Origin of the sequence: Zobellia sp. 1_MG-2023 (genome assembly GCF_030549125.1) — a bacterium.
Lineage (GTDB): Bacteria > Bacteroidota > Bacteroidia > Flavobacteriales > Flavobacteriaceae > Zobellia > Zobellia russellii.
Map to the genome: position 1 here is coordinate 84,342 of NZ_JAUOSY010000001.1, position 19,858 is coordinate 104,199.

Here is a 19,858-nt window from a genome sequence, read left to right on the forward strand (position 1 = left end):
AAACAAACTACTCATTAAACATCGCCAACATTCTATAAATCCAAACAATAATCAAATATCGATTATAAAATGCATACACGTATTAAATGATATTTATTTTGAAACACATTTTTCTAAATGTTGCACATAATTTAAAGCAACCTTTTCATCAGTTAAATTACTTGCAGTTAAAAATGCTTGATACGAAATTTCTTTTATCTCTTGTTCAGAAAGACTATTTATTTTGCGGATAATACCTTGCAAGTCCTCTACGTCTCCTGCGTTGCACAAAAATCCGTTGACACCATCCTTTATTACCCCATCCATACCTTCGTTTCGAGAAGCAATTGTTATACATCCGTTTGCCATAGCCTCTAAATACACTAGACCGAACGCCTCAGTTTCACTAATCATTACAAAGACATCTGTGTTCATCAAAACTTTATTGACCTCTTCCCTAGGAACTCTACCTCTTAAAAATACCTTATCATTAACTCCTAGTTTTGTAGAAAATTTCTGTAATGATTTCTTTAAATGACCTTCTCCTAAATAATTTAATTTCCACTCAGAATTAATATTTTCCGGTGCCGAGAGAGCATCTAAAATAGCCTCTGGATGCTTTCGTTTAATAAGCGTACCAACAAACGTATAGGTCTTATTTTTTGTAAAAGATTTTTCCCATTTTGAGGGAATAAATTCTCTAGGCACACCTGAATAACAAAAGAAATCCTTGACACCTGAAATATTATGATCAGCAACGAAAGCTTCTTTAATGGGTCTAGACCTGTACCCCACTAAATCTAGATTACTTACATATTCCGGCCATTTTTCTGGATAATCACGCTTTAAAACTGGTGTATTTTCATGAACCACTAAACAAGTTGGCACTTTATACTTCTCCTTTAAATAATGCAAAAGTGCTGCTTGTGGAGTCAACCAATGCCCAACCACTATATCTGGCATAAAATCATTCTTTTCAAGAATTTGATCTATTTCCTTCTGCTGTAATTTATAGTATTTATCTATAAACTTTTTTTTAGGCATTAACTTCATGATGTTCCTTCTAAATACCTTAACACCGTCTACTTGATAATTAACTTCCTTTGGTTTAAAAGTGGGAAAATTGTAACCTACTATACTAGCCAACAACTTATTAAAGGATTTAAGAAACAAATATATACCTGAAGGAAAAACGGTTTGATTATGGACAACCATTACGGAATGCCCCTTTCTGGCCCATTCCTTCGTAAAATAATAGACAACGGGCGTTAGATCTTTTGGTAAATCGGAAGCAGGAAAATGAGAAGTTAATACAAGTATTTTCATTTTAAATTCCATATTTTAGGTAGAAACACTCGTAAATGATTCGTGAAATAATGAAAACATGCTATCACTAAACCATTATGCCTTCTTTCGTAAACAAAGAATTCTTCTGGGTTATTTCCTAAAGGCGAACGAAAAGCTTGCCAGCGTTTTTTAAATGTTTTTTCTGGGTTGCACCAGGTTGCCAAACTCTCATGGGTATCGCACTGCCCCAATATTCCTGGAGCTACTATATTTTCTATTCCTAATTTTTTCGCCCTTTTCCCGTAATCAAAATCGCCTAAAGCATGGTGAAAAACAGGGTCATTGGCCCCTACCTTTTCATATACATATTTTGGGATCAAAACAATATTACCATTAAAATAGGCACAGGAACCCCCCTGATTTTGAGGCTCCACCAATTGTCCATTTTGGGCTCTTCCGCCGTAGGTAATGGTTTTTGTATCCTTTAAAGAAGAGGTGGTTCCCACTATTATGGCCTTATTTGATTTGCTTTCGGAAGTTTGTAGTAAAGTGGTTAAGGCCTGGGCATTTAAAATAGTATCATCATTTAGCCAAACATAAAAATCATATGACTTTACTTGCGCAGCGCTCTCCCAAGCCAAAAGCATTCCCCTATTCCAAAATAGGTCTCCTTTACTAGTAATGATATGTACTAAAGGGTATGATTCCGCTACAGCCTGAGCGGTACCGTCCGTACAGCCATCATCTACTAGATATACGTCTAGGACGTATTCATCAGGTATTTCCTGAGCGAACAAGTTCTGTAACGCTTCAAGGGTTTTGGCTTTACGGTTAAATACCGTAAGTAGGACTGCTATCGTTTTCATTTAACTTTTATTTGACAAGTTTTATAAGATTGTACATCATCTTATTTACCAATAACATGCGTCTTCCACTTTATCCGCATTGGCAGGTTTTTGCTTATCTGTAGGCCTTATCCAATTTTCATTCTTAAAAAAGTCTAAATACAGGTTGCCCGGCAACCCCCACTTCGTGGCATAATCCGTAGCCTCCCAGCGATTTCCTTTAATCCCAAATAGCAATTGTAGAGCGCCACCTATATGAATGGCTTTCTTTCCTTGCCGTTTTACATGAGCAGCCAAAGGAAAGCCATAGGCTCCTGCACCAATTAAACAGATGTCATAATCTCGTTTATCAATTTCATCTTTCATCCATTGTAAGGCATCAAACCAATCGGTAAACCCATTGCTTTCGCCTCCCAGACTCTGTACCGCGGGTAGGGTCTGCAGCTCAAACTCCGGCAAGACCTTCGGATTATCAAATAAAGATTCTCGCTTTTTATATTGTTCTTCTATCAATTCCGCAAAAGGATGTACCACCAACACCTTTTTTCCTTTTAACGCCCTACTCCATGGTTTTTGAGATGTATAGGGCTCTAGCAGTACCAATTTCACTTTTTGCGCATTCCTGATTTCATCCTTGTAATAAGATTCCTCAGGTATCCAACTTCCCAAGACATCTACTTCCCTTATATCCTGCTGCATCAATTCACAAAACTGTTGGATTTTAGCCTCTGTCGGTGGAAAAAAACCGCTCCATCGTTGCATTTGCTGCATCCGATTTTCTTCCCACCACCACGGTAGCGATTTGTTACGTATATATTTTATCCAATTCTTATCCTCTCCATTTATGCCCAAATAATTTATCATGACATTCATCTCTGTAGCTCCAAAACGTGCAATCATGGATGGCGTTTCTTTTTGTAACTCATCGTATATTATTTGGGAAGCAACATCAGCATCCTGTTCGCAATCCAATTGAACTATGGAATCCACGCCAAATACCTTACTATATAACTTCCTAAAAGCTTTAAGTCCAAAAATTACTTTCTTGTTCATAATGTGAAATATCAAAAAATAAAATCAAAAATTGAATATCCAAATAAGCTCTGAAGAGGCGGAAAAAACCCACCACGTCTTAACCCGTCAAAACTCATTAAAAAACGTACACCAAAAAAGAGCACAATGGCCCAAGCGTAGAGGGTATTGAGTATTTTCTTATCTAACATAACGTAGGGTAATACAAATGGTAATAGGTACATTCTAGAAATGTACAGACGGGAAACCAAGCCCTCGGATGTACTGGCCAACATAACACATGCCACCATTAGCACCAATAACACATTTGTGTAAAAATTAAATACCTTTTTTTTAGTTGTCCATATCATGTATGAACAGATGGCTATCAATACCGCTGCAGTAATATACAAGGGGCCCATATTGAACACGGTATCATCTAGCGCACCTGTAGAATTTTTTTCCAAGCGCTTAAACCCATACGCCAAAAACCCAATACCACTTACTAATTTCCCTATTAAAGGCAGCAGCATAAACCCTACCGCCACTCCTGCTATTGCATATAAGAACCGTTTTAAATTTCTGCCCTCCAGTTTATTATGAAGTGGTTTTATCAGAAAAAATATTAAATAAAGAAAACTAAAGGTGTGAATAAAACAGGCACTTAAGAACAAAAACCATAGGCTCTTTTGTTGGGTAACCCTAACAGCAAAAACATACATTACTATACTTAGAGCAAAACATTGTCTGGTGATATTATTCAGGTTACTGATATATTCTGAGAAAAAAATAAGCAATGCCAATGAAGCAACTAGCGTAACCGGATCACTATTGGTTTTTTGCCAGAATATGAATATGGCATAGCTAGTAATTGCAATTGTCAGTACCGTAATACCATTAATAAAACTAAAATAGTCACCCGAGGTTAGGTAAAACCCTATATAATTTATAAAATTCCATACCGGTTCCTTAAACCCAAACACATAAGAAAAAAACGGCATAGTGCCTGCTTGTTCAAACAGCCCCCAATAGGCCTCGTTATACCAATCTGACGGCTGCCCCGGTTTCCAGATACGTGTAGATTGTACCAAGCATGCATAGAGTGTTATTAGAGCAAATAAAAGGGTATCCGTTAAACTATCTTTCTTGTTATGGACCAATTTAACGAGTATAAAGGTGAGTATCCCCATAAGAGGATATACCGAAAAAATAATTACCCCAAAAAGAATAACAAACCTTAACAATCTATTGTATTTCTAGTACCCATTAATTCTTAATTACTCTCCCAAATATGGATAGCCGTGCATACGCCAACGTATCTTAGTCAAGTATATAAACAACACACTCACTTGCTTGAGTTTTTTATTGGCGTACCACTGAAACTCAAACGGACTGAATTTACCAAGAATATCCTTATCCAAATTTTTAAGGAGATAATCAATCATATCATATTCTCCCTTTCTAATAAAGTTCAAGATTTCATGTCTTAACTCATACCGTAAAAATACCGGATAGCTTTTGTTTTTGGACGTACTGTTTTTCCATTTATCGTGAACATGATTATACCGATCTACAATATGCGAAATAACTTTGCTCGTAGAAGTTTGAGTAGCCTGACCGGGAACCATACCCACATATACGGTTAACGGAAACCCTATATATACCATGGGTGTTATTAGAGCCAAAGCAAAAAAACAAGCATAATCTTCATTTCTTTTCATTCCTACAGGAAAACCACCTGACTCCAAAAACTCTGTTTTTCTTGCCACTGCGGCACTGGTATGTAAAAAGACATGAGGGTTTTCAAAAAAATCTCTAACGGCTATAGTATCCGTATATTTTTTAGCAAGTCTTGGTTCAATTTCATCATTGTTTCTTACCACACCTCCCGCACAAATCATTCCCGCCTCTGGATTTTCAGTAATAGCGTAGTTTACTTTTTCCAGATAATCAGGTTTCCATTCATCATCACCATCCAAGAAAGCTATATACTCAAACTTACTTTCTTGAACCCCATTATTTCTTGCCGCACTAACCCCTTGGTTTTCTTGAGTTATAATTCTTATGCGCGGGTCGTTGGTAAACTGCCTTATAACATCAACTCCATTATCCGTAGAGCCATCATTAACGATCACAACTTCAAAATCTACAAAACTTTGACCAATAACCGTTTCTAAAGTATTGACAATGGTATGCGCTTTATTATATAATGGAATGACTACAGAAATCATATTAATTCAAGCTAAGTCTTAAAAACTCCTGTCCTTTTGATTTTTCTCTTTCCATCAGTGCATCAACCTCGTGCCAATCTATCTCTTTATCTATGATTTCTTTTAATTTTTGCTCATCTTTCCCCATAACTATCCGCCCACTCAAACCTAGCGGATTTAATAACGATGCAATTCTTTGATTTTCATACGGAGTTATAACGATAAATGGTTTGTGCAATATTAACGAGAACACAACCGCATGAAAGGAACAACATATCATAAATTGACTGTAGTATACATATCTTAACCATTCTCTTGGAGCAACTATTGTGTTTTTAGCATTTTCTAATCGCACGCAAGTACCAGGATTCCTTAAATTTACCAAGTCCACACCTATATGTGTTGTCACGAACTTTACTGCTTGGCGCAATTTTTCATCAAATCTACTTGGCACCAAAATATATGAAGCAATGTATTTCTTTTTCCATTGTTCGTCATCAGATATGATAAATTTTAAATATTCATCTTTTGACAGCAAAAAAGTAGGGTCAGGAACATGATATATTTTTTTATGCTCGCTGAACAAAGATTGTATAAAATTTACCGCTTTGGTCTCCCTCAAACTAACTGAGTTAAACCTTTCAACCAAATCGTGAATTTCTTCATTCAAAAATTCAGGAACATCACACTGCCCCATACTGGCAGCGTATGAAATCTTCTTTATCTCTTTACCTCCAAAATCCAAGTAAAAAGCTCTGTTAATTGTATTTCGAGATGAAACATTCCAAATTTGGTCACTCCCAGCTATATATACATCACATTTTGGTGGATTGTTTTGAATTTCTTTCAAGGTGTAAAAAGTGCTCTCTCCCCTATTCAACAAATCTCCAAAATCCGCTCTTCTACGGAATTTTGCTTCATTATAAATATCCATCCACTTATTCCACATGACCAAAGGACTTTTAGCAATAAAGGAACGTATCGTCAACTTTCCTTCAGTTCTATAATCTATGAATTCAACGTTGTGCCCTAAACTTTGTAAATACGTCTGTAATGCATAGGCTTGAAGCATTGCTCCATTATTTAATGCATCTTGAGTGGTCATTATTCCTATTTTCAACATAACTCGTATAATTTAATTTCTTTATAACAAACATCAATTGGCTTACCCAAACTATCCCACAAAATAAATACTAAACCATCCCCGTTTAACAAAGAATTTTTCTCTTGTACACTCAAGATTTCAGTACCATCGACAAAATATTGAAAACTTCCATGGTTAACGTGAATTTGAAAATCATAGTAACGGCCCAATTCCAAACTAATTTTAGCTGAACATATATCATTTACAAAACACCCATTGGAAACAACTTCAAAACTTAATAAGTTATTATCTTTCAAGTTAAATCGATATCTTTTTCCAATATCTTTATAATTGAAAGCGATTTGAAATTCAGAATTTTCTGTTTCCAATTTCGCCTGAAAGGATAAAACATAGGGCTTTTTCAAACTCCGGTTAAATTTTAGATATATCCAATCGTTTTTTCTATTCTCGCTAAAACATTTTATTTCATTTTTATAATATTGAACTTTATCATTTGCGCACTTATTATCAATAAAATATTTTGGATTTTTTCTTTTCATAAAATCTGGAGAAAACAAATCATTCCACATGAAGAAGCCAATGTTCTTTATGTAATTCCAAGTCTCGTCTTTATAGTTGAAAAATCCACCAGTATCTTGAACATCATATAGAATTTTAGTAGGCGTACTCGCAGTCGTTTTTTTACTACAACTAAAATTCTCTCTAATTCTTGAATCATTTTTTTTCTCGAGGAAGGGTTTTATCCTATAACCTATTGAATTTAATACTCTATTCATTTTTTTTCCTAAGTAAGTTGACTATACTATGTATTTTAGCTTTTTCTATTTCTGTAAGTCCAAAAAACCAAATACAAATAACTAAAAGTGTAATTGTAGTCGTTCCCGTGACCAATAGTCTTGTTACTCCCTCCTGTAATAACAAGACTAGTATCAATCCTGAAACTAAAGAAGGTATAACGGCTAAACTTTTAAAGACTACCTTTTCTATGTATTCCTTACGAGAAAGACCTATCAGGTGCTTAGAATAATATAAAACAACGCCAAATGTTCTAACTAATCTTTGCACAATAAAAGTTAGATAAATAAAGTAAGGCGGAAAATCATATTTGAAAAGTATAATTGAAGCCACCAATGGCATTAATAGCAATAGTGATACTGAAATTTGATATTTGGTTATATTTCCTGTTGCAGAAATAGCAGTCGGCAACGTTATGAACAACTGATCAATCAAGGATATTACTAAAATCAAGCGACAAAAGATAACCGTGTATTCCGGAACACTTTTTAACCAAAGTTTAAGAATCAGAGGGGTTTCTATAATTATTGGAATTGCAATTATGGCTAATAAAAAAAAAGAGATTTTACTCCCCACAAACAACGTTTTATGCATTGCATCGCGGTCATTCGCACCCTCACTTTTAACAATTACAGGGTTTAATGCTTTCATCATATTATTTGAAAAAACACTCACCTGTCCATTTATTTGCATTGCGACACCTTGTGCAGCATTTACTACTGTACCAAAAAACATGTTTAAAACTAGACCTTGTCCATAATAGGCAAGCATTGATACGGTTGTTCCCAAAAAACTCCAACCCGCAAAAGAAGTCATTTCTTTCATCAAACTCTTTTCAAAGTACTTTCTAGGCGCTATAACGCATTCTACATATTTTCTATGGCAGTACACTTGCATAATGGTACGGCTAATAAAAGGGATTACCGCCATAAGAATACCGTACAGCACCAACTTATCTCCTACATAGTATACAATAATGAGCGCTACGGTTAATTTCAGCAACGATTCCAGGATGCCCACAATGGAGTAATACAACATGTTTTCATGTGCATTTAAGACCGCTTCATAAGGCACACTCATTACCGTAAAGGCCGTACTTAAAATTAAGGAACCATAAATGACCTTAGCAGCGAACACCCGATCAGGAGGAATGTTTAAAATGCCATTAAAAAAGAAGTAGCCCGCCACCAAAAGTATGAACACCAAGCCTATGGCAATCCCAAAATGCAGTACGGAACTAACATTAAAAATGTATTTCTGCTTTTCTTTATCGCCCTTACCCTCGTAAAAGGACATAAACCGTTGGGTAGCGCTAGACATGGCCGCATGTAAAAAGCCCAGCATGGCAATGGCACCTCCTACTAAGTTAAAAATACCAAAATCCGAAGCTCCTAAAGCGTTTAACACCAAACGGGTGGTATAGAGGGAGATAAACATGGTTATCGCCATCTTGGCATATAAAAATCCGGTATTTTTTATAACCCTATGGGCTGTAGACATATAGTATGGTTGTTCCGTGTATCTTTTTTATCCCTAAATAAGATGGGAACTATTTTATATTAATTCTGTAGACACCTCCAGACCTAAACAAGGTGTCCTTATTTTTTATCGGTACGCGCTACCAAATGATAGGCAAAGACCCCACCATAATAGAAATAGCGTTTCCACATTCGTTTGGGTTCCTTTACAAAACGGCCCAACCACTCCAAACCTAAGTTTTGCCAAACTTTGCCCGGCCGTTGTACCGTACCGGCATAAAAATCAAAGACGGCCCCAATGGAACAAACCACGCCTCTTTCTATACGAGCGCTGTTCTGGTTTACCCATTTTTCCTGTTTTGGGGCGGTCATGCCTACAAATACCACATCTGGATTAAATTGGTTTATGGCATTTAGAATTGCGGTATTGTCCGCTTCCGTAAACTCCGGTTTATAAGGCGGTGAATAGGTACCCACCGTTACCATAGGATATTCTTCTGCAGCGCGCTTTTTAATTTTTTCCAAAACCACCTCTGAGGAACCCATATAAAAACAGCGCCCTCTAGTTTGCTGTAAATGCTGTAACAGGAACTCATGAATATCCGCTCCCGCAATTTTCTGGATCCGTTGCTTTTTTAACCATTTAGCGGCCCATACAATACCTACACCATCTGGCAGTAAAATATCCGAATCTTTCAAAGCCTCTTTAAAGGCCGCATCTTCTTGGGCTATACAATACGAATATTGATTAATGGTGTTTACCCTTAACTTGGGGGCAGACCAGTCTACCGTTTCTAGCTTTCCATTAAAAACAGGATACCCTAATACTTCTAAATTTCCTATCCCCATACGCTTTGGATTAATTGAAAGTTCAACAAGGTTACTTCTGCTTCTTTACATCTGCCGTACCTAACTGTACCGGGGGGCTTGTAAAGATTTGCAAACTTCTTTATGGCCTACAAACCTTAGCATTAAAAACGGCTCCGCCGTTGCCTGTCCCATAGGACACACAAACAGCGCTTTACTTTTTTACTTCTATGACCGCTGATCAAATGGATTGCTTTACCGCAAATCTCACTTTACTACCGGCCTATATTTACTTTACACTACCTCTTTTAATTTGGCATTGACCACAATACCCATATCTTCCAACACCAAGGAAACCCTAGTTTTACCAATGTGGCGCACAACTGCTTCCTGATCTTTTAAAAGACCTCTGCGAATTGTGGTACGATCGCCCGGTTGCAACTGGGAATACATTAACTCTTCTACAGCGTCATTGCTTACCCAATCCTTAAGCACCTCTATTTCTTCATTACGCACAATGGCCGGTTTGCCCAACCAAAACAAATAGCGCTCCACCCCATGTACCGAAAAGGCCATAGACCGATTTTTCTCGGTACTTTTAATAAACACGTACGATTTAATTAAGGGAGTCTCTACTGTTTTCTTGCGATCGCTCCAAAAGCGGACCTCCTTTACAATGGGGCAGTAGACCTGTATATCCATTTTTGTAAGACCCTCGGTTACCTTCTTTTCGTAACCTTGCCTAACTTTCAATACATACCATTGTTCCATATCAATACTTTTTTTCAATACTTGGCAAAAACATTGTTAGGGGGCTGCATAAGTACACAAAATATGTGGGAAAAACCACTTTTCAATATTAAAAAAAGGTATCTAACCGTTTGCCGTTCAATGCGTTTTAAGCTGTGGTTTTTTCATCGAAAAAACAGTTACGTTAATCGATAAAATACACCACTTACTTGGTCAACTATTACAAAAAACAGGCGCAAAACGGGTTAAAATATCCCTACACATAGCACCACTTATTTCAAAAAAATAAAACCGTAAATCGGTTAAATTCAGCAGCAAATCTAACACAAAAAAAGTCCTTAAAAGGGTATGCTACCCACTAAAACCAGAACCGGATTTTTTACGTTACAATTATGTTAAAATTGAATCCTGTTTATTAAGAAATCACCAAAAAACCAGACACATAACTTCGTTTTTTTACCTGTATCGAAGTATTATTGCCTTATTTTTAATTAACATTTCGTTAACATTTTGGCCTGTTGAAAACAGACTCTTTTACTTAGCCTAAATTCCTACAATCCCATGACAGCCCATACCCACCACGCTTTTAAAGGCTCCCCACCTCCTCCAACCCTAACTAATTGATTGTAAACTCATAAAAACTGGAATCTAATCACTAAAACCATGATTTACGCAAAGGAATAGCCAGAAGCCACTTTACGTAAGCCCCATCTGTTTACCAAAATACTACCCTGAATTTGAGCCCGCCAAGTCCACCTCACTGACTCTTTAGAAGAAAGAAGGCTTCCAATTTCTTGGAAGCTTTTTTATATGCCTATTGTTTATGTTAACCGCAGCGGTATAGATTGCAAACGTTTTCCCGTGAGCCTGCGTACGGCATTGGCGATTGCCGCACCTATGGGACCCATTGGAGGTTCACCCACCGCACCAGGTTTGTCCGTACCTTGAAGCAGCACTACATCTATTTCTTTTGGAGCGTGTTTCATTAGCGCCATTTCATACGGGCCATAGATGGTTGGGGTCAACGAACCATCTACTACTTTCATCTGTTCAAAAAGTACGGCACTCATCCCCATAATCACACAGCCTTCGCACTGCGCTTTTATCTGATCCGGATTTACGGCCAGACCGGGATCCAATACTACCGTTACTTTGTGCACTTTAATACGGTCATCCGTTATCGAAACCTCAACTACATGCGCACAGGGCGTACCCGCATCTACCGATGCTGCAATACCCATGGCCCTATTGTTTTTAACTTCTTCGGTATATCCTGATTTTTCGCCTGCGGTACGTATGACTTCCTTTAAACGTTTTCCGGCAGCATCGTCCTGAATATGCGCCAAGCGGAATTCTACAGCATTCGTTTTCGCTTTAATTGCCATTTCGTCCATAAAGCTTTCAATGGCAAAAGTATTCGCTAACAACCCCAAACTGCGCCACCAACTTGTGGCAAAAGGTAAAGTTACATGCCAATATACCGAACGATGATTGGGCACGCCCGAATACTGCAAGAACCCACCTCTGATCGCCCCAATATCCGCACCAATAACGGTGGGAACCATATTAGGTATCAATGCCGAATTATTGCCTACATCGCCACTCACAAAATGATGTTCCAAGCCGGTAAGCTTACCAGCATCATTTAAACGGCCCTTTAAAATATGATGGGTGGGCGGGCGGAACATATCATGCTGAAATTCTTCTTCCCGACTAAAAATATATTTTATGGGTTTGCCTACCGCTTTGGACATGACTGCCGCCTGTACCGCATGCGGCGTATGCAACCGTCTGCCAAAACCACCTCCCAAATAAGTGGGGATTACATTTACTTGCTCCTCATCCCAACCCAAACGGCTAGACACTTCCTTACGGGTAATACCAATTACCTGGGTAGAGATCATAATGGTAGCTTTCTCCCCTTCCACCAGAGCCACTACCCCATTGGGTTCTATCTGGGCGTGCGCACCAATGGGACTCCTAAATTCCATCTGCTCTACCGCATCGCCTTCAAGGGCTTCCCCTTCTTTCTGAATTATAGAAGATTTTCCGTTACCTACGGTCATCATGGCCACTATAGCCTCTTGTTGTAAATCTTCCGGGGCTTCCCAAACCACCTCAATGGCCTTCTTGGCATTTTCCGCTTGGATATAGGTTTCGGCTACGACACCTACAAAATCGTCCTCACTTACAATTTTTATAACGCCGGGCATTTTTTCGGCTTTATCCGTTGTAGCACTTACAAACTTGGCTCCAATTTTTGAAGGTCGCACCACGGCTCCGTATACCATATTGGGCATTATGGCATCTATCCCGAACATGGGCGCCCCATATACTTTATCCGCCAAATCTACTCTAGCCACGGGTTTCCCCACGAACTTATACGAACTTATATCTTTTAAAACGGGTGCATCCGGAACCGTCCAATCCGTTACACCTTCCGATATTTCCGTAAAGGACAGGCTTTTTCCGTTTCCTGAAACAACACCCTCATTTACGGAAAGTTCAGAGACCGGAACGCCTAATTGCTTTGCTGCTTCTAACTTGATCATCTCGCGAAAGGTAGCTGCCAATTCCCGCAGCGGTTGCCACAGGCCGGAAATAGAGGTACTCCCTCCTGTGCTCACGCTATCTATATTACCCGTGGCCGTAGAGGCATGCACCACCTTGATATTTTCCATGGGTATTTCCAATTCATCCGCTGCCATTTGCGCCATACCGGTAAAGGTACCTTGGCCCATTTCTACTTTAGGCGAGTGTAGGGTGATGATATTATTCTTACCCAGTTCAAACCAGAGCATAGGGTTGTCCGTACTGCCCATATAGTCCAGGTCCATTTCATTTACCTTTTCCAAAACGGCCCTTCTAATGGGATTCCGCAGTATATAGGTCCCTACGGCTAGCACCCCCAAGGTTCCAAAGCCCCCACGGACCAAGAATTTTCGTCTGGATATTTTCTTTTTTGAAGAATCGTTATCTGCCATTACTTCGCGTTTGTGGGTTGGTTCATTGGGATGATCTCTTGTTGTTTCTCCGCCGCCCTATGAATGGCTTTTCGCATTCTATAGTAGGTTCCACACCTACACACGTTGATAATGTTATCATCAATTTCCTCGTCCGTTGGATTGGGGATTTTGTTCAGCAAAGCCGCCGTAGCCATCATAAACCCAGGTTGGCAATACCCACACTGGGGCACCACTTCTTCTATCCAGGCCGTTTGTACGGGATGTGGATTTTCCGCATCTCCCAAACCTTCTATGGTAGTAATTTGTTTTCCCTCCGCCAATTTTACGGGATAGGAACAGGAACGTACTGCTTCTCCGTCTACATGTAGGGTACAGGCTCCACAAGCTGCCTTTCCGCAACCAAACTTAGTACCTTTTAAACCCAGCATATCGCGAATTACCCAAAGTAGGGGCGTAAGCTCATCGGCAAGCTCAACGCTACGCGATTCGCCATTGACAATCATTGAAATTTTCATGGTCAGTCTATTTTTTTATTGGGATGGAATGGTGTGGCCGTTTGAAAACCACTCTTCTACCGCACTGATAAATTCTTCTTTTGATACCGGTGGAAGTTCACGCGGCTCTCCTTTTACATTCGTGCCCGGCTCCCAGGCCCAAAGTACCAAATCATCTTCCGTTAAATGTTTTCTGATTTCCTCCGGGGAACGGCCACCGTTACGCTCTGTATCCATCATGGATTTTGCGATTTCAAACCGATTTAAACCTTGCCACCGCATGGAGTGTGGTGCCAAAGACCAATGCGGTGCTCCCGGAGCGCCGGAATACGGATTGTTTTCAGATTGATGACAGGTAGCACATTTGGTAGCCTTAAAACCTTTATCATTTTCTCCCCTGGCCATATCAAAATAATGGGGGTGACTATCCTCTCCCTGTTTGGGAATATTATCGCTTGGGTGACAATTCAAACACCGTGGGTGTGTTAACACATCCATCATCTTATGAAAAGCTATATCCGAGGCCGGTTTGTTTTCATCTTTGCTAACCGGTACAGACTCATAATTGGTTTCCGCAGGTGTATACACTGAAGCCAACACCAAGCCCACCATCAATAAAAAGAAAAGGAATACGTATTTTTTTAAATTCATAGCTGAAGTAGGCCTAATTGCCTATAGCTATAAAGTTACTCATTAATTGTAGAAATCCTGAAGTCCTGTGCTATTGCGTTAGCATATCTACCAAAAAGACTATTTTGTTGCCGTTATAGAGTCCGTTGCCACGAAAAAAGCTTCAATTTCCGGGGCAATGCCATAGTTTACTTGCAGACCCTTGTTTGTATCCTGTAACTCCTGAATCGCATTTTTAGAGATTCCGGTTTTATAGACATACAGTTTTTTTAGGTCCGTCATATTCTTAAATACAGCCAAGCTCTTATCCGTAATGTCGGTTTCGTACACTTTTAAAAGTTTGAGTTTTTTTAAGTTCGATAGTTTTTCCATCTCGGTATCGGAAACGGGCGTTTTATCGATTTCCAGCCATTCCAAATTCTGGCATTTGGCTACCACCTCTATTTCTTGGGCACCTAGCGGAAGTCCGCTTAGGTCTAATTCCACAATATTGTTCGCAATGCGTTGCAACGCCAAGATAGGTTTTACATCATACTCCGGCGGCAAATACATATCTATGCTAAGTGCATTGGAATTGCTCGCCACGCGTTCTATGGTAAGATAATCGGAGGCAAGGTTCTGTAACGTACTATCGGCCACAAAAGGCAGTTCCGCCCATTTGGACATGGGGTCCGGTTCCATCAACCCCTTAACGAGGACGGCCAAAGGTTCACTTTTAGGAAACTGATCCAAACGCAAGGTATCCGAAGCCCCCAACGCTACCCAACGTTCCAAAATTTCAATTTCACTTGTTGTCAAGGGCGTTTTTCCTTCTGGTGGCATGTGTTCCTCATTTTCCACGGGCAAATGCAATCTACTGATCAATTCACTTTTAAGCGGGTCTCCCGGAACTAGGGTATTCCCGCTTTCACCGCCTTTCAACAATTCAGAAAAATTGGTCAAGAGCAACTCCCCCTTTTTCTTATTGGAGTTATGGCAGGACACACATTTATCGTCTAAAATTGTGGCTACCACATCCGCATAGATTATTGGGTTCTCCGGAAGTTGCTTTTCTTTTTTTGAAGTTGGCAAGGCCAGAAATTCTTCGCCATGCGTAACCATTCCCCCATAATGACCGGTAAGTGCCACCAGAACCACCACAACCACCTGAAGGCCTTTTACATAGATTTTACTGCCCAGACCTTTATTGGCCAAAGCGTACCAGAGGGCTGCAATAAGGGCCACGGCCCCACCCATCCATTGGTGCCACAAAAGCAAATCTCCCTTTACCGGGGTTTCCTTGCCCAAGAAAAAACCTAATATAGCGGTTACCAAAGCTGATAATACCCCAATTACCAAAAGTTCATGCGGTACCTTTTTCCCGGTCAAACCCAGAAAAACGGCAATTAGCAAAAGTACAATCGGAAAGTGAAGCACCAAGGGATGCCAACGCCCCAACCACGCTACCAAATTAGGCAACACGATACTGGAATCGAAAACCAAACAAAAAATAAGAAATACGGATAGGCCTAAAACACTATACTCTACCCAACGGCTTTTTAAAAAATTGGTCATTGGTTATGCTAAAAGGTCATTGATTACATTTCCGGCTACATCGGTCAGTCTAAATCGGCGTCCTTGATATTTATAGGTCAATTGCTCATGATCTATTCCCATGGCATGCATTAAAGTGGCGTGGAAATCGTTTACATGTACCGGGTTTTCAATAACATTGTATCCAAACTCATCGGTCTTACCATAATTGAGGCCGGGTTTAATTCCTCCACCGGCCATCCAGATACTAAATGCCCTTGGGTGGTGATCCCTACCAAAGTTTTCCGGATTAAAATTACCCTGACAATAGTTCGTCCTACCAAATTCACCGCCCCAAACTACCAAGGTATCCTCTAGCATACCACGTTGTTTTAAATCCTGAACGAGTGCCGCCGATGCTTGATCTACATCCTTGGCCTGACCTGCCATGGCATTGGGCAGATTGCCGTGTTGGTCCCAACCTTGATGATACAGTTGGATGAAGCGCACACCATTTTCCGCCAACCTACGCGCCTGCAACGCATTTGCCGCGTATGTTCCGGGCACCTGACAGTCTTCACCGTACAGTTTAACAATAGACTCCGGTTCTTTTGAAATATCCATAACGTCCGGCACCGACATTTGCATGCGGTACGCCATTTCATATTGGGCAATACGGGATTCTATTTCATCATCTCCCGTTTCTACATGGTGCATTTTGTTCAGCTGGGAAACCTCGTTCAATAAATGCCGTTTGTCCGATCTTGAAAGTCCGTCCGGGTCGTTCAGATACAGTACAGGGTCCTTTCCGGACCGCAATAGCACACCTTGATGCTTGGAATCCAAAAAACCACTGGACCATAGTTTGGAGTACAACCCTTGACTATTTCCTTTTCCACGTGAAGTAAGCACTACAAAAGAAGGTAGGTTCTTGTTCTCACTGCCCAACCCGTAACTCATCCATGAACCCATACTGGGGCGCCCAGAAATCTGACTTCCCGTTTGAAAGAAGGTAATGGCCGGGTCGTGGTTAATGGCCTCAGTATGCATACTGCGCACTACGGTAATATCATCGGCAATTTTAGCAATATGCGGGAAGTAATCACTGATCCATGTTCCACTTTGTCCGTATTGCTTAAAATTGGTAGCCGCGGGCATCAACGGAAATTTATCCTGCCCCGAGGTCATTCCTGTTAACCGTTGTCCGTTTCGAATGGAATCCGGTAAATCCTCGCCCATACGTTTTCGTAACGTAGGTTTATAATCAAAACTTTCAAATTGAGAGGGTGCACCCGCTTGAAAAAGGTAAATGACCCTCTTGGCCTTTGGAGCAAAATGCGGAATACCCAATGGTTGGGTTACAGGTGGTGCCCCACCTCCTTTCAACAGATCGGGAATTAATAATGACCCTAGTGCCAACGAACCAATACCCACACTCAATTGTGAAAAAAAATGCCGTCTGTTTACTTTTAACGGATCCTCCTTTTTGTTTTTGTCTTCTTTCATGGCCTATTCTTTTGTAATGGTTTCGTCTAAATTGTAAATAACCTGTGCCGTAAGCATCAACGCCGCTGTTTTCACGGGACTGACCTGCAACTGCTCAAAATCGCCAACGGCAACTAATTTTTCAGCGCTTTCCAAATCATCTTTATATTGCTCCAAAGCATCATAATAATAATTGTTCAATGCCAATAGTTCTTCTTTTCGCGGGTTACGCACCAAAATGCGTTTGAAAAGAGTAGCTACTAAATTGGGATTGTCCGGATCGGCTTCTATACTTCTTTGTGCCAACACCCTTGCTGCTTCCAACACCTGTACATCATTCTGGAGCACCAATGCCTGTAGGGGCGTATTTGTTTTTTGCCTACGTACTTCCGAAAAATCTCTCGTAGGCGCATCAAAAATGGTCATATTGGGTGGTGGTAACGTACGTTTCCAAAACGTGTACAACGAACGTCTATACAAATCCGCTCCTTGATCGGGAACATATTTCGTAAGGATACCACGGTTACCCCCGGCATTGGTTTCTTCCCATAGACCTTCAGGTTGATAGGGCTTTACACTGGGGCCTCCCAACTCGGGATTAAGGAGACCACTTGTGGCAAGAATATAATCCCTGATCATTTCACCACTCATTCTAAAGCGCGGTGCACGGGCCAACAGTTTATTTTCCGGGTCCGCCTTTTTTAGCTCCGGGCGCATTTCCGATTTTTGCTGATATGTGGCCGAAAGCATTATTTTCTTCAGGAGGTATTTGATATCCCAGTTGTGCTCCATAAAATCTACCGCCAACCAGTCCAGTAATTGAGGGTGCGTAGGCAGGCTGCCCTGAACTCCAAAATCCTCGGAAGTCTCTACCAACCCCTTACCGAACAACATGGCCCAAATACGGTTTACATATACTCTTGCCGTGAGCGGATTGTTCTTGTCTACCAACCACTGCGCCAGCCCTAAACGGTTCTTGGGCAAGTCTTCCGAAAAGGCAAAAATGGCCTCGGGTGTTTTTGGCAATACCGAATCTGTAGGTTGATCATACTGACCTCTATCTAAAATATAGGTAGTTCTAGGCGCCGAATCGTTCATGACCATTACATTAATAGTTGGCAGACTATCCATATGGACAAAAGACAATACGTCTTCCGTTTCCTCTTTAGAAATGGTCAGATAGGGAGCATCTGCAAAATACCTTTGCTTTGCCGCAGGTGGCGCGGTCATTTGAAGTCCCTTTTCATTGACTTGATTGAAAAAGGCGAACATCTCAAAATAATTGGCCTGCGAAATGGCATCATATTTATGGTCATGACATTGTGCGCATTCTAGCGTAATTCCCAAAACTCCTTTGCCAAGGGTGTTGGTACGATCCAGAACATAGTTAGTCCTATATTCCTCCTGAACAATGCCTCCTTCCTGTGTAATGGGATGGTTACGGTTAAAGCCCGTAGCAAGAATTTGTTCTTTTGTAGCATTGGGCAACAGGTCTCCCGCTAACTGCCAGGTTAGAAATTGGTCATACGGCAAGTTTTTATTGAACGCATGAATCACCCAATCGCGCCAGGGCCACATGGTGCGGTAACTATCATCTTGATACCCGTGGGAATCCGCATAACGGGCCACATCCAACCAAGACTGCGTCATACGTTCGCCATAGGCCGGAGAACTCAAAAATGTATCTATTATTTGCTCAACATCGCCATTGGTGGTAAGTTCTTCCAACTGTTCCAATTGAGGCGGGAGGCCGGTTAAATCCAAACTTATCCTGCGTATTAGAGTTTCTTTGGCCGCCTTTTCCGAAGGGCTCAATCCCTTTTCCTCCAATTTCTCCAAAATAAAACCATCAATTTCATTTTGCGCCCACTGTGTATTTTCCGTTTGCGGGGCAGTCATCTTTTTAGGTGAAATATAGGCCCAATGTTTTTCGAATTTAGCCCCTTGTTGAATCCATTTTTTTATGAGCTTTTTTTCATAGGAATTCAAGTCCAATTTTGAATCTGCCGGTGGCATGATAACATCTTTATCTTCAGAAATAATTGCCTGATAGGCGACACTTTTTCTTAGGTTTTTGGAGACCAAAGCATAATTACCCGGATTTTCGGGAAGTTCGGAAAATGCCCCTTCTTCCAAATCCAAACGCAAACCTGCCTTTCTTTTATTGGCATCCGGACCGTGACAGGTATAGCAATTATCGGAAAGGATAGGTTTGATATGAAAATTATAATCTACCGTTTCCGGTAATTTCATATCGGCATATTCATCGTTAGCAGAATCGAATACTCCCTTCTTGTACAAAAAAAGAAAACCGATCAAACTGGCCAAAACTACCGCAACTATTATCTTATACTTCATTTTTTGGAATGGTACATTACACACTTAATGTTATTCCATAAAACTAGTAGTTAATAGGTATAGCTACAATTCTATCAGTTGTACTTTTTCGTCATTTATTATCATTTTTTGAATACATCGCCCCTATTTAAGCCATATCAACAAAT

The 19,858-nt window shown here is 40.3% G+C and carries 16 protein-coding genes; all 16 read right to left on the reverse strand.

The window, feature by feature from the left end:
* Window positions 1–93: 93 nt before the first annotated feature.
* The gene (locus Q4597_RS00330) at window positions 94–1,305 is read right to left on the reverse strand and encodes a glycosyltransferase family 4 protein (protein ID WP_303404331.1); all 1,212 of its coding nucleotides are present in this window, start codon (window positions 1,303–1,305) and stop codon (window positions 94–96) included.
* Window positions 1,302–2,132: a glycosyltransferase family 2 protein gene (locus Q4597_RS00335; protein WP_303404332.1), complete on the reverse strand. Its 831-nt coding sequence runs from the start codon at window positions 2,130–2,132 to the stop codon at window positions 1,302–1,304. Before Q4597_RS00335 ends, Q4597_RS00330 begins: the two co-directional genes overlap by 4 nt.
* Window positions 2,133–2,177: 45 nt before the next feature.
* The gene (locus Q4597_RS00340; RefSeq protein ID WP_303404333.1) at window positions 2,178–3,164 is read right to left on the reverse strand and encodes a hypothetical protein; all 987 of its coding nucleotides are present in this window, start codon (window positions 3,162–3,164) and stop codon (window positions 2,178–2,180) included.
* Between the two features lie 11 nt (window positions 3,165–3,175).
* Window positions 3,176–4,312 (reverse strand): EpsG family protein, encoded by a 1,137-nt coding sequence (locus tag Q4597_RS00345; protein WP_303404334.1) that lies wholly within the window; start codon window positions 4,310–4,312, stop codon window positions 3,176–3,178.
* An 87-nt stretch (window positions 4,313–4,399) separates the two neighbouring features.
* Window positions 4,400–5,353: a glycosyltransferase family 2 protein gene (locus Q4597_RS00350; RefSeq protein ID WP_303404335.1), complete on the reverse strand. Its 954-nt coding sequence runs from the start codon at window positions 5,351–5,353 to the stop codon at window positions 4,400–4,402.
* Between the two features lies 1 nt (window position 5,354).
* Window positions 5,355–6,455 (reverse strand): polysaccharide pyruvyl transferase family protein, encoded by a 1,101-nt coding sequence (locus Q4597_RS00355; protein WP_303404336.1) that lies wholly within the window; start codon window positions 6,453–6,455, stop codon window positions 5,355–5,357.
* Entirely contained in the window at window positions 6,449–7,213 is a 765-nt protein-coding gene (locus Q4597_RS00360) for a hypothetical protein (protein WP_215913871.1), read from the reverse strand. The genes Q4597_RS00355 and Q4597_RS00360 overlap by 7 nt, the downstream gene beginning before the upstream one ends.
* Window positions 7,206–8,732 carry a hypothetical protein gene (locus Q4597_RS00365; protein WP_215913870.1) on the reverse strand — a complete coding sequence of 509 codons (1,527 nt, stop codon included), beginning with the start codon at window positions 8,730–8,732 and terminating at the stop codon, window positions 7,206–7,208. Before Q4597_RS00365 ends, Q4597_RS00360 begins: the two co-directional genes overlap by 8 nt.
* A 98-nt stretch (window positions 8,733–8,830) precedes the next feature.
* The gene (locus Q4597_RS00370; protein ID WP_303404337.1) at window positions 8,831–9,559 is read right to left on the reverse strand and encodes a WecB/TagA/CpsF family glycosyltransferase; all 729 of its coding nucleotides are present in this window, start codon (window positions 9,557–9,559) and stop codon (window positions 8,831–8,833) included.
* 252 nt (window positions 9,560–9,811) lie between these two features.
* Window positions 9,812–10,288 carry a UpxY family transcription antiterminator gene (locus Q4597_RS00375; RefSeq protein ID WP_303404338.1) on the reverse strand — a complete coding sequence of 159 codons (477 nt, stop codon included), beginning with the start codon at window positions 10,286–10,288 and terminating at the stop codon, window positions 9,812–9,814.
* A gap of 800 nt (window positions 10,289–11,088) precedes the next feature.
* Window positions 11,089–13,251 (reverse strand): molybdopterin cofactor-binding domain-containing protein, encoded by a 2,163-nt coding sequence (locus Q4597_RS00380; RefSeq protein WP_303404339.1) that lies wholly within the window; start codon window positions 13,249–13,251, stop codon window positions 11,089–11,091.
* Complete coding sequence (locus Q4597_RS00385) at window positions 13,251–13,748, reverse strand: (2Fe-2S)-binding protein (protein ID WP_303404340.1); 498 nt, start codon at window positions 13,746–13,748, stop codon at window positions 13,251–13,253. Before Q4597_RS00385 ends, Q4597_RS00380 begins: the two co-directional genes overlap by 1 nt.
* Before the next feature lie 15 nt (window positions 13,749–13,763).
* Window positions 13,764–14,378, reverse strand: coding sequence for a hypothetical protein (locus Q4597_RS00390; protein WP_303404341.1), 615 nt, complete (start codon window positions 14,376–14,378; stop codon window positions 13,764–13,766).
* Between the two features lie 99 nt (window positions 14,379–14,477).
* The gene (locus tag Q4597_RS00395) at window positions 14,478–15,911 is read right to left on the reverse strand and encodes a c-type cytochrome domain-containing protein (protein WP_303404342.1); all 1,434 of its coding nucleotides are present in this window, start codon (window positions 15,909–15,911) and stop codon (window positions 14,478–14,480) included.
* A 3-nt stretch (window positions 15,912–15,914) separates the two neighbouring features.
* Window positions 15,915–17,375 carry a DUF1501 domain-containing protein gene (locus tag Q4597_RS00400; protein ID WP_215437978.1) on the reverse strand — a complete coding sequence of 487 codons (1,461 nt, stop codon included), beginning with the start codon at window positions 17,373–17,375 and terminating at the stop codon, window positions 15,915–15,917.
* 3 nt (window positions 17,376–17,378) lie between these two features.
* Window positions 17,379–19,712 carry a PSD1 and planctomycete cytochrome C domain-containing protein gene (locus Q4597_RS00405; protein ID WP_303404343.1) on the reverse strand — a complete coding sequence of 778 codons (2,334 nt, stop codon included), beginning with the start codon at window positions 19,710–19,712 and terminating at the stop codon, window positions 17,379–17,381.
* Window positions 19,713–19,858: the final 146 nt, after the last annotated feature.

What these genes read in the sequence shown, in the direction of transcription:
- Q4597_RS00380 (WP_303404339.1), bottom strand. Translation starts at nt 13,251, where the DNA reads ATGGCAGATAACGATTCTTCAAAAAAGAAAATATCCAGACGAAAATTC.
- Q4597_RS00345 (WP_303404334.1), bottom strand. Translation starts at nt 4,312, where the DNA reads ATGGGGATACTCACCTTTATACTCGTTAAATTGGTCCATAACAAGAAA.
- Q4597_RS00400 (WP_215437978.1), bottom strand. Translation starts at nt 17,375, where the DNA reads ATGAAAGAAGACAAAAACAAAAAGGAGGATCCGTTAAAAGTAAACAGA.
- Q4597_RS00330 (WP_303404331.1), bottom strand. Translation starts at nt 1,305, where the DNA reads ATGAAAATACTTGTATTAACTTCTCATTTTCCTGCTTCCGATTTACCA.
- Q4597_RS00365 (WP_215913870.1), bottom strand. Translation starts at nt 8,732, where the DNA reads ATGTCTACAGCCCATAGGGTTATAAAAAATACCGGATTTTTATATGCC.
- Q4597_RS00390 (WP_303404341.1), bottom strand. Translation starts at nt 14,378, where the DNA reads ATGAATTTAAAAAAATACGTATTCCTTTTCTTTTTATTGATGGTGGGC.
- Q4597_RS00405 (WP_303404343.1), bottom strand. Translation starts at nt 19,712, where the DNA reads ATGAAGTATAAGATAATAGTTGCGGTAGTTTTGGCCAGTTTGATCGGT.
- Q4597_RS00355 (WP_303404336.1), bottom strand. Translation starts at nt 6,455, where the DNA reads ATGTTGAAAATAGGAATAATGACCACTCAAGATGCATTAAATAATGGA.
- Q4597_RS00340 (WP_303404333.1), bottom strand. Translation starts at nt 3,164, where the DNA reads ATGAACAAGAAAGTAATTTTTGGACTTAAAGCTTTTAGGAAGTTATAT.
- Q4597_RS00385 (WP_303404340.1), bottom strand. Translation starts at nt 13,748, where the DNA reads ATGAAAATTTCAATGATTGTCAATGGCGAATCGCGTAGCGTTGAGCTT.
- Q4597_RS00335 (WP_303404332.1), bottom strand. Translation starts at nt 2,132, where the DNA reads ATGAAAACGATAGCAGTCCTACTTACGGTATTTAACCGTAAAGCCAAA.
- Q4597_RS00395 (WP_303404342.1), bottom strand. Translation starts at nt 15,911, where the DNA reads ATGACCAATTTTTTAAAAAGCCGTTGGGTAGAGTATAGTGTTTTAGGC.
- Q4597_RS00370 (WP_303404337.1), bottom strand. Translation starts at nt 9,559, where the DNA reads ATGGGGATAGGAAATTTAGAAGTATTAGGGTATCCTGTTTTTAATGGA.
- Q4597_RS00375 (WP_303404338.1), bottom strand. Translation starts at nt 10,288, where the DNA reads ATGGAACAATGGTATGTATTGAAAGTTAGGCAAGGTTACGAAAAGAAG.
- Q4597_RS00360 (WP_215913871.1), bottom strand. Translation starts at nt 7,213, where the DNA reads ATGAATAGAGTATTAAATTCAATAGGTTATAGGATAAAACCCTTCCTC.
- Q4597_RS00350 (WP_303404335.1), bottom strand. Translation starts at nt 5,353, where the DNA reads ATGATTTCTGTAGTCATTCCATTATATAATAAAGCGCATACCATTGTC.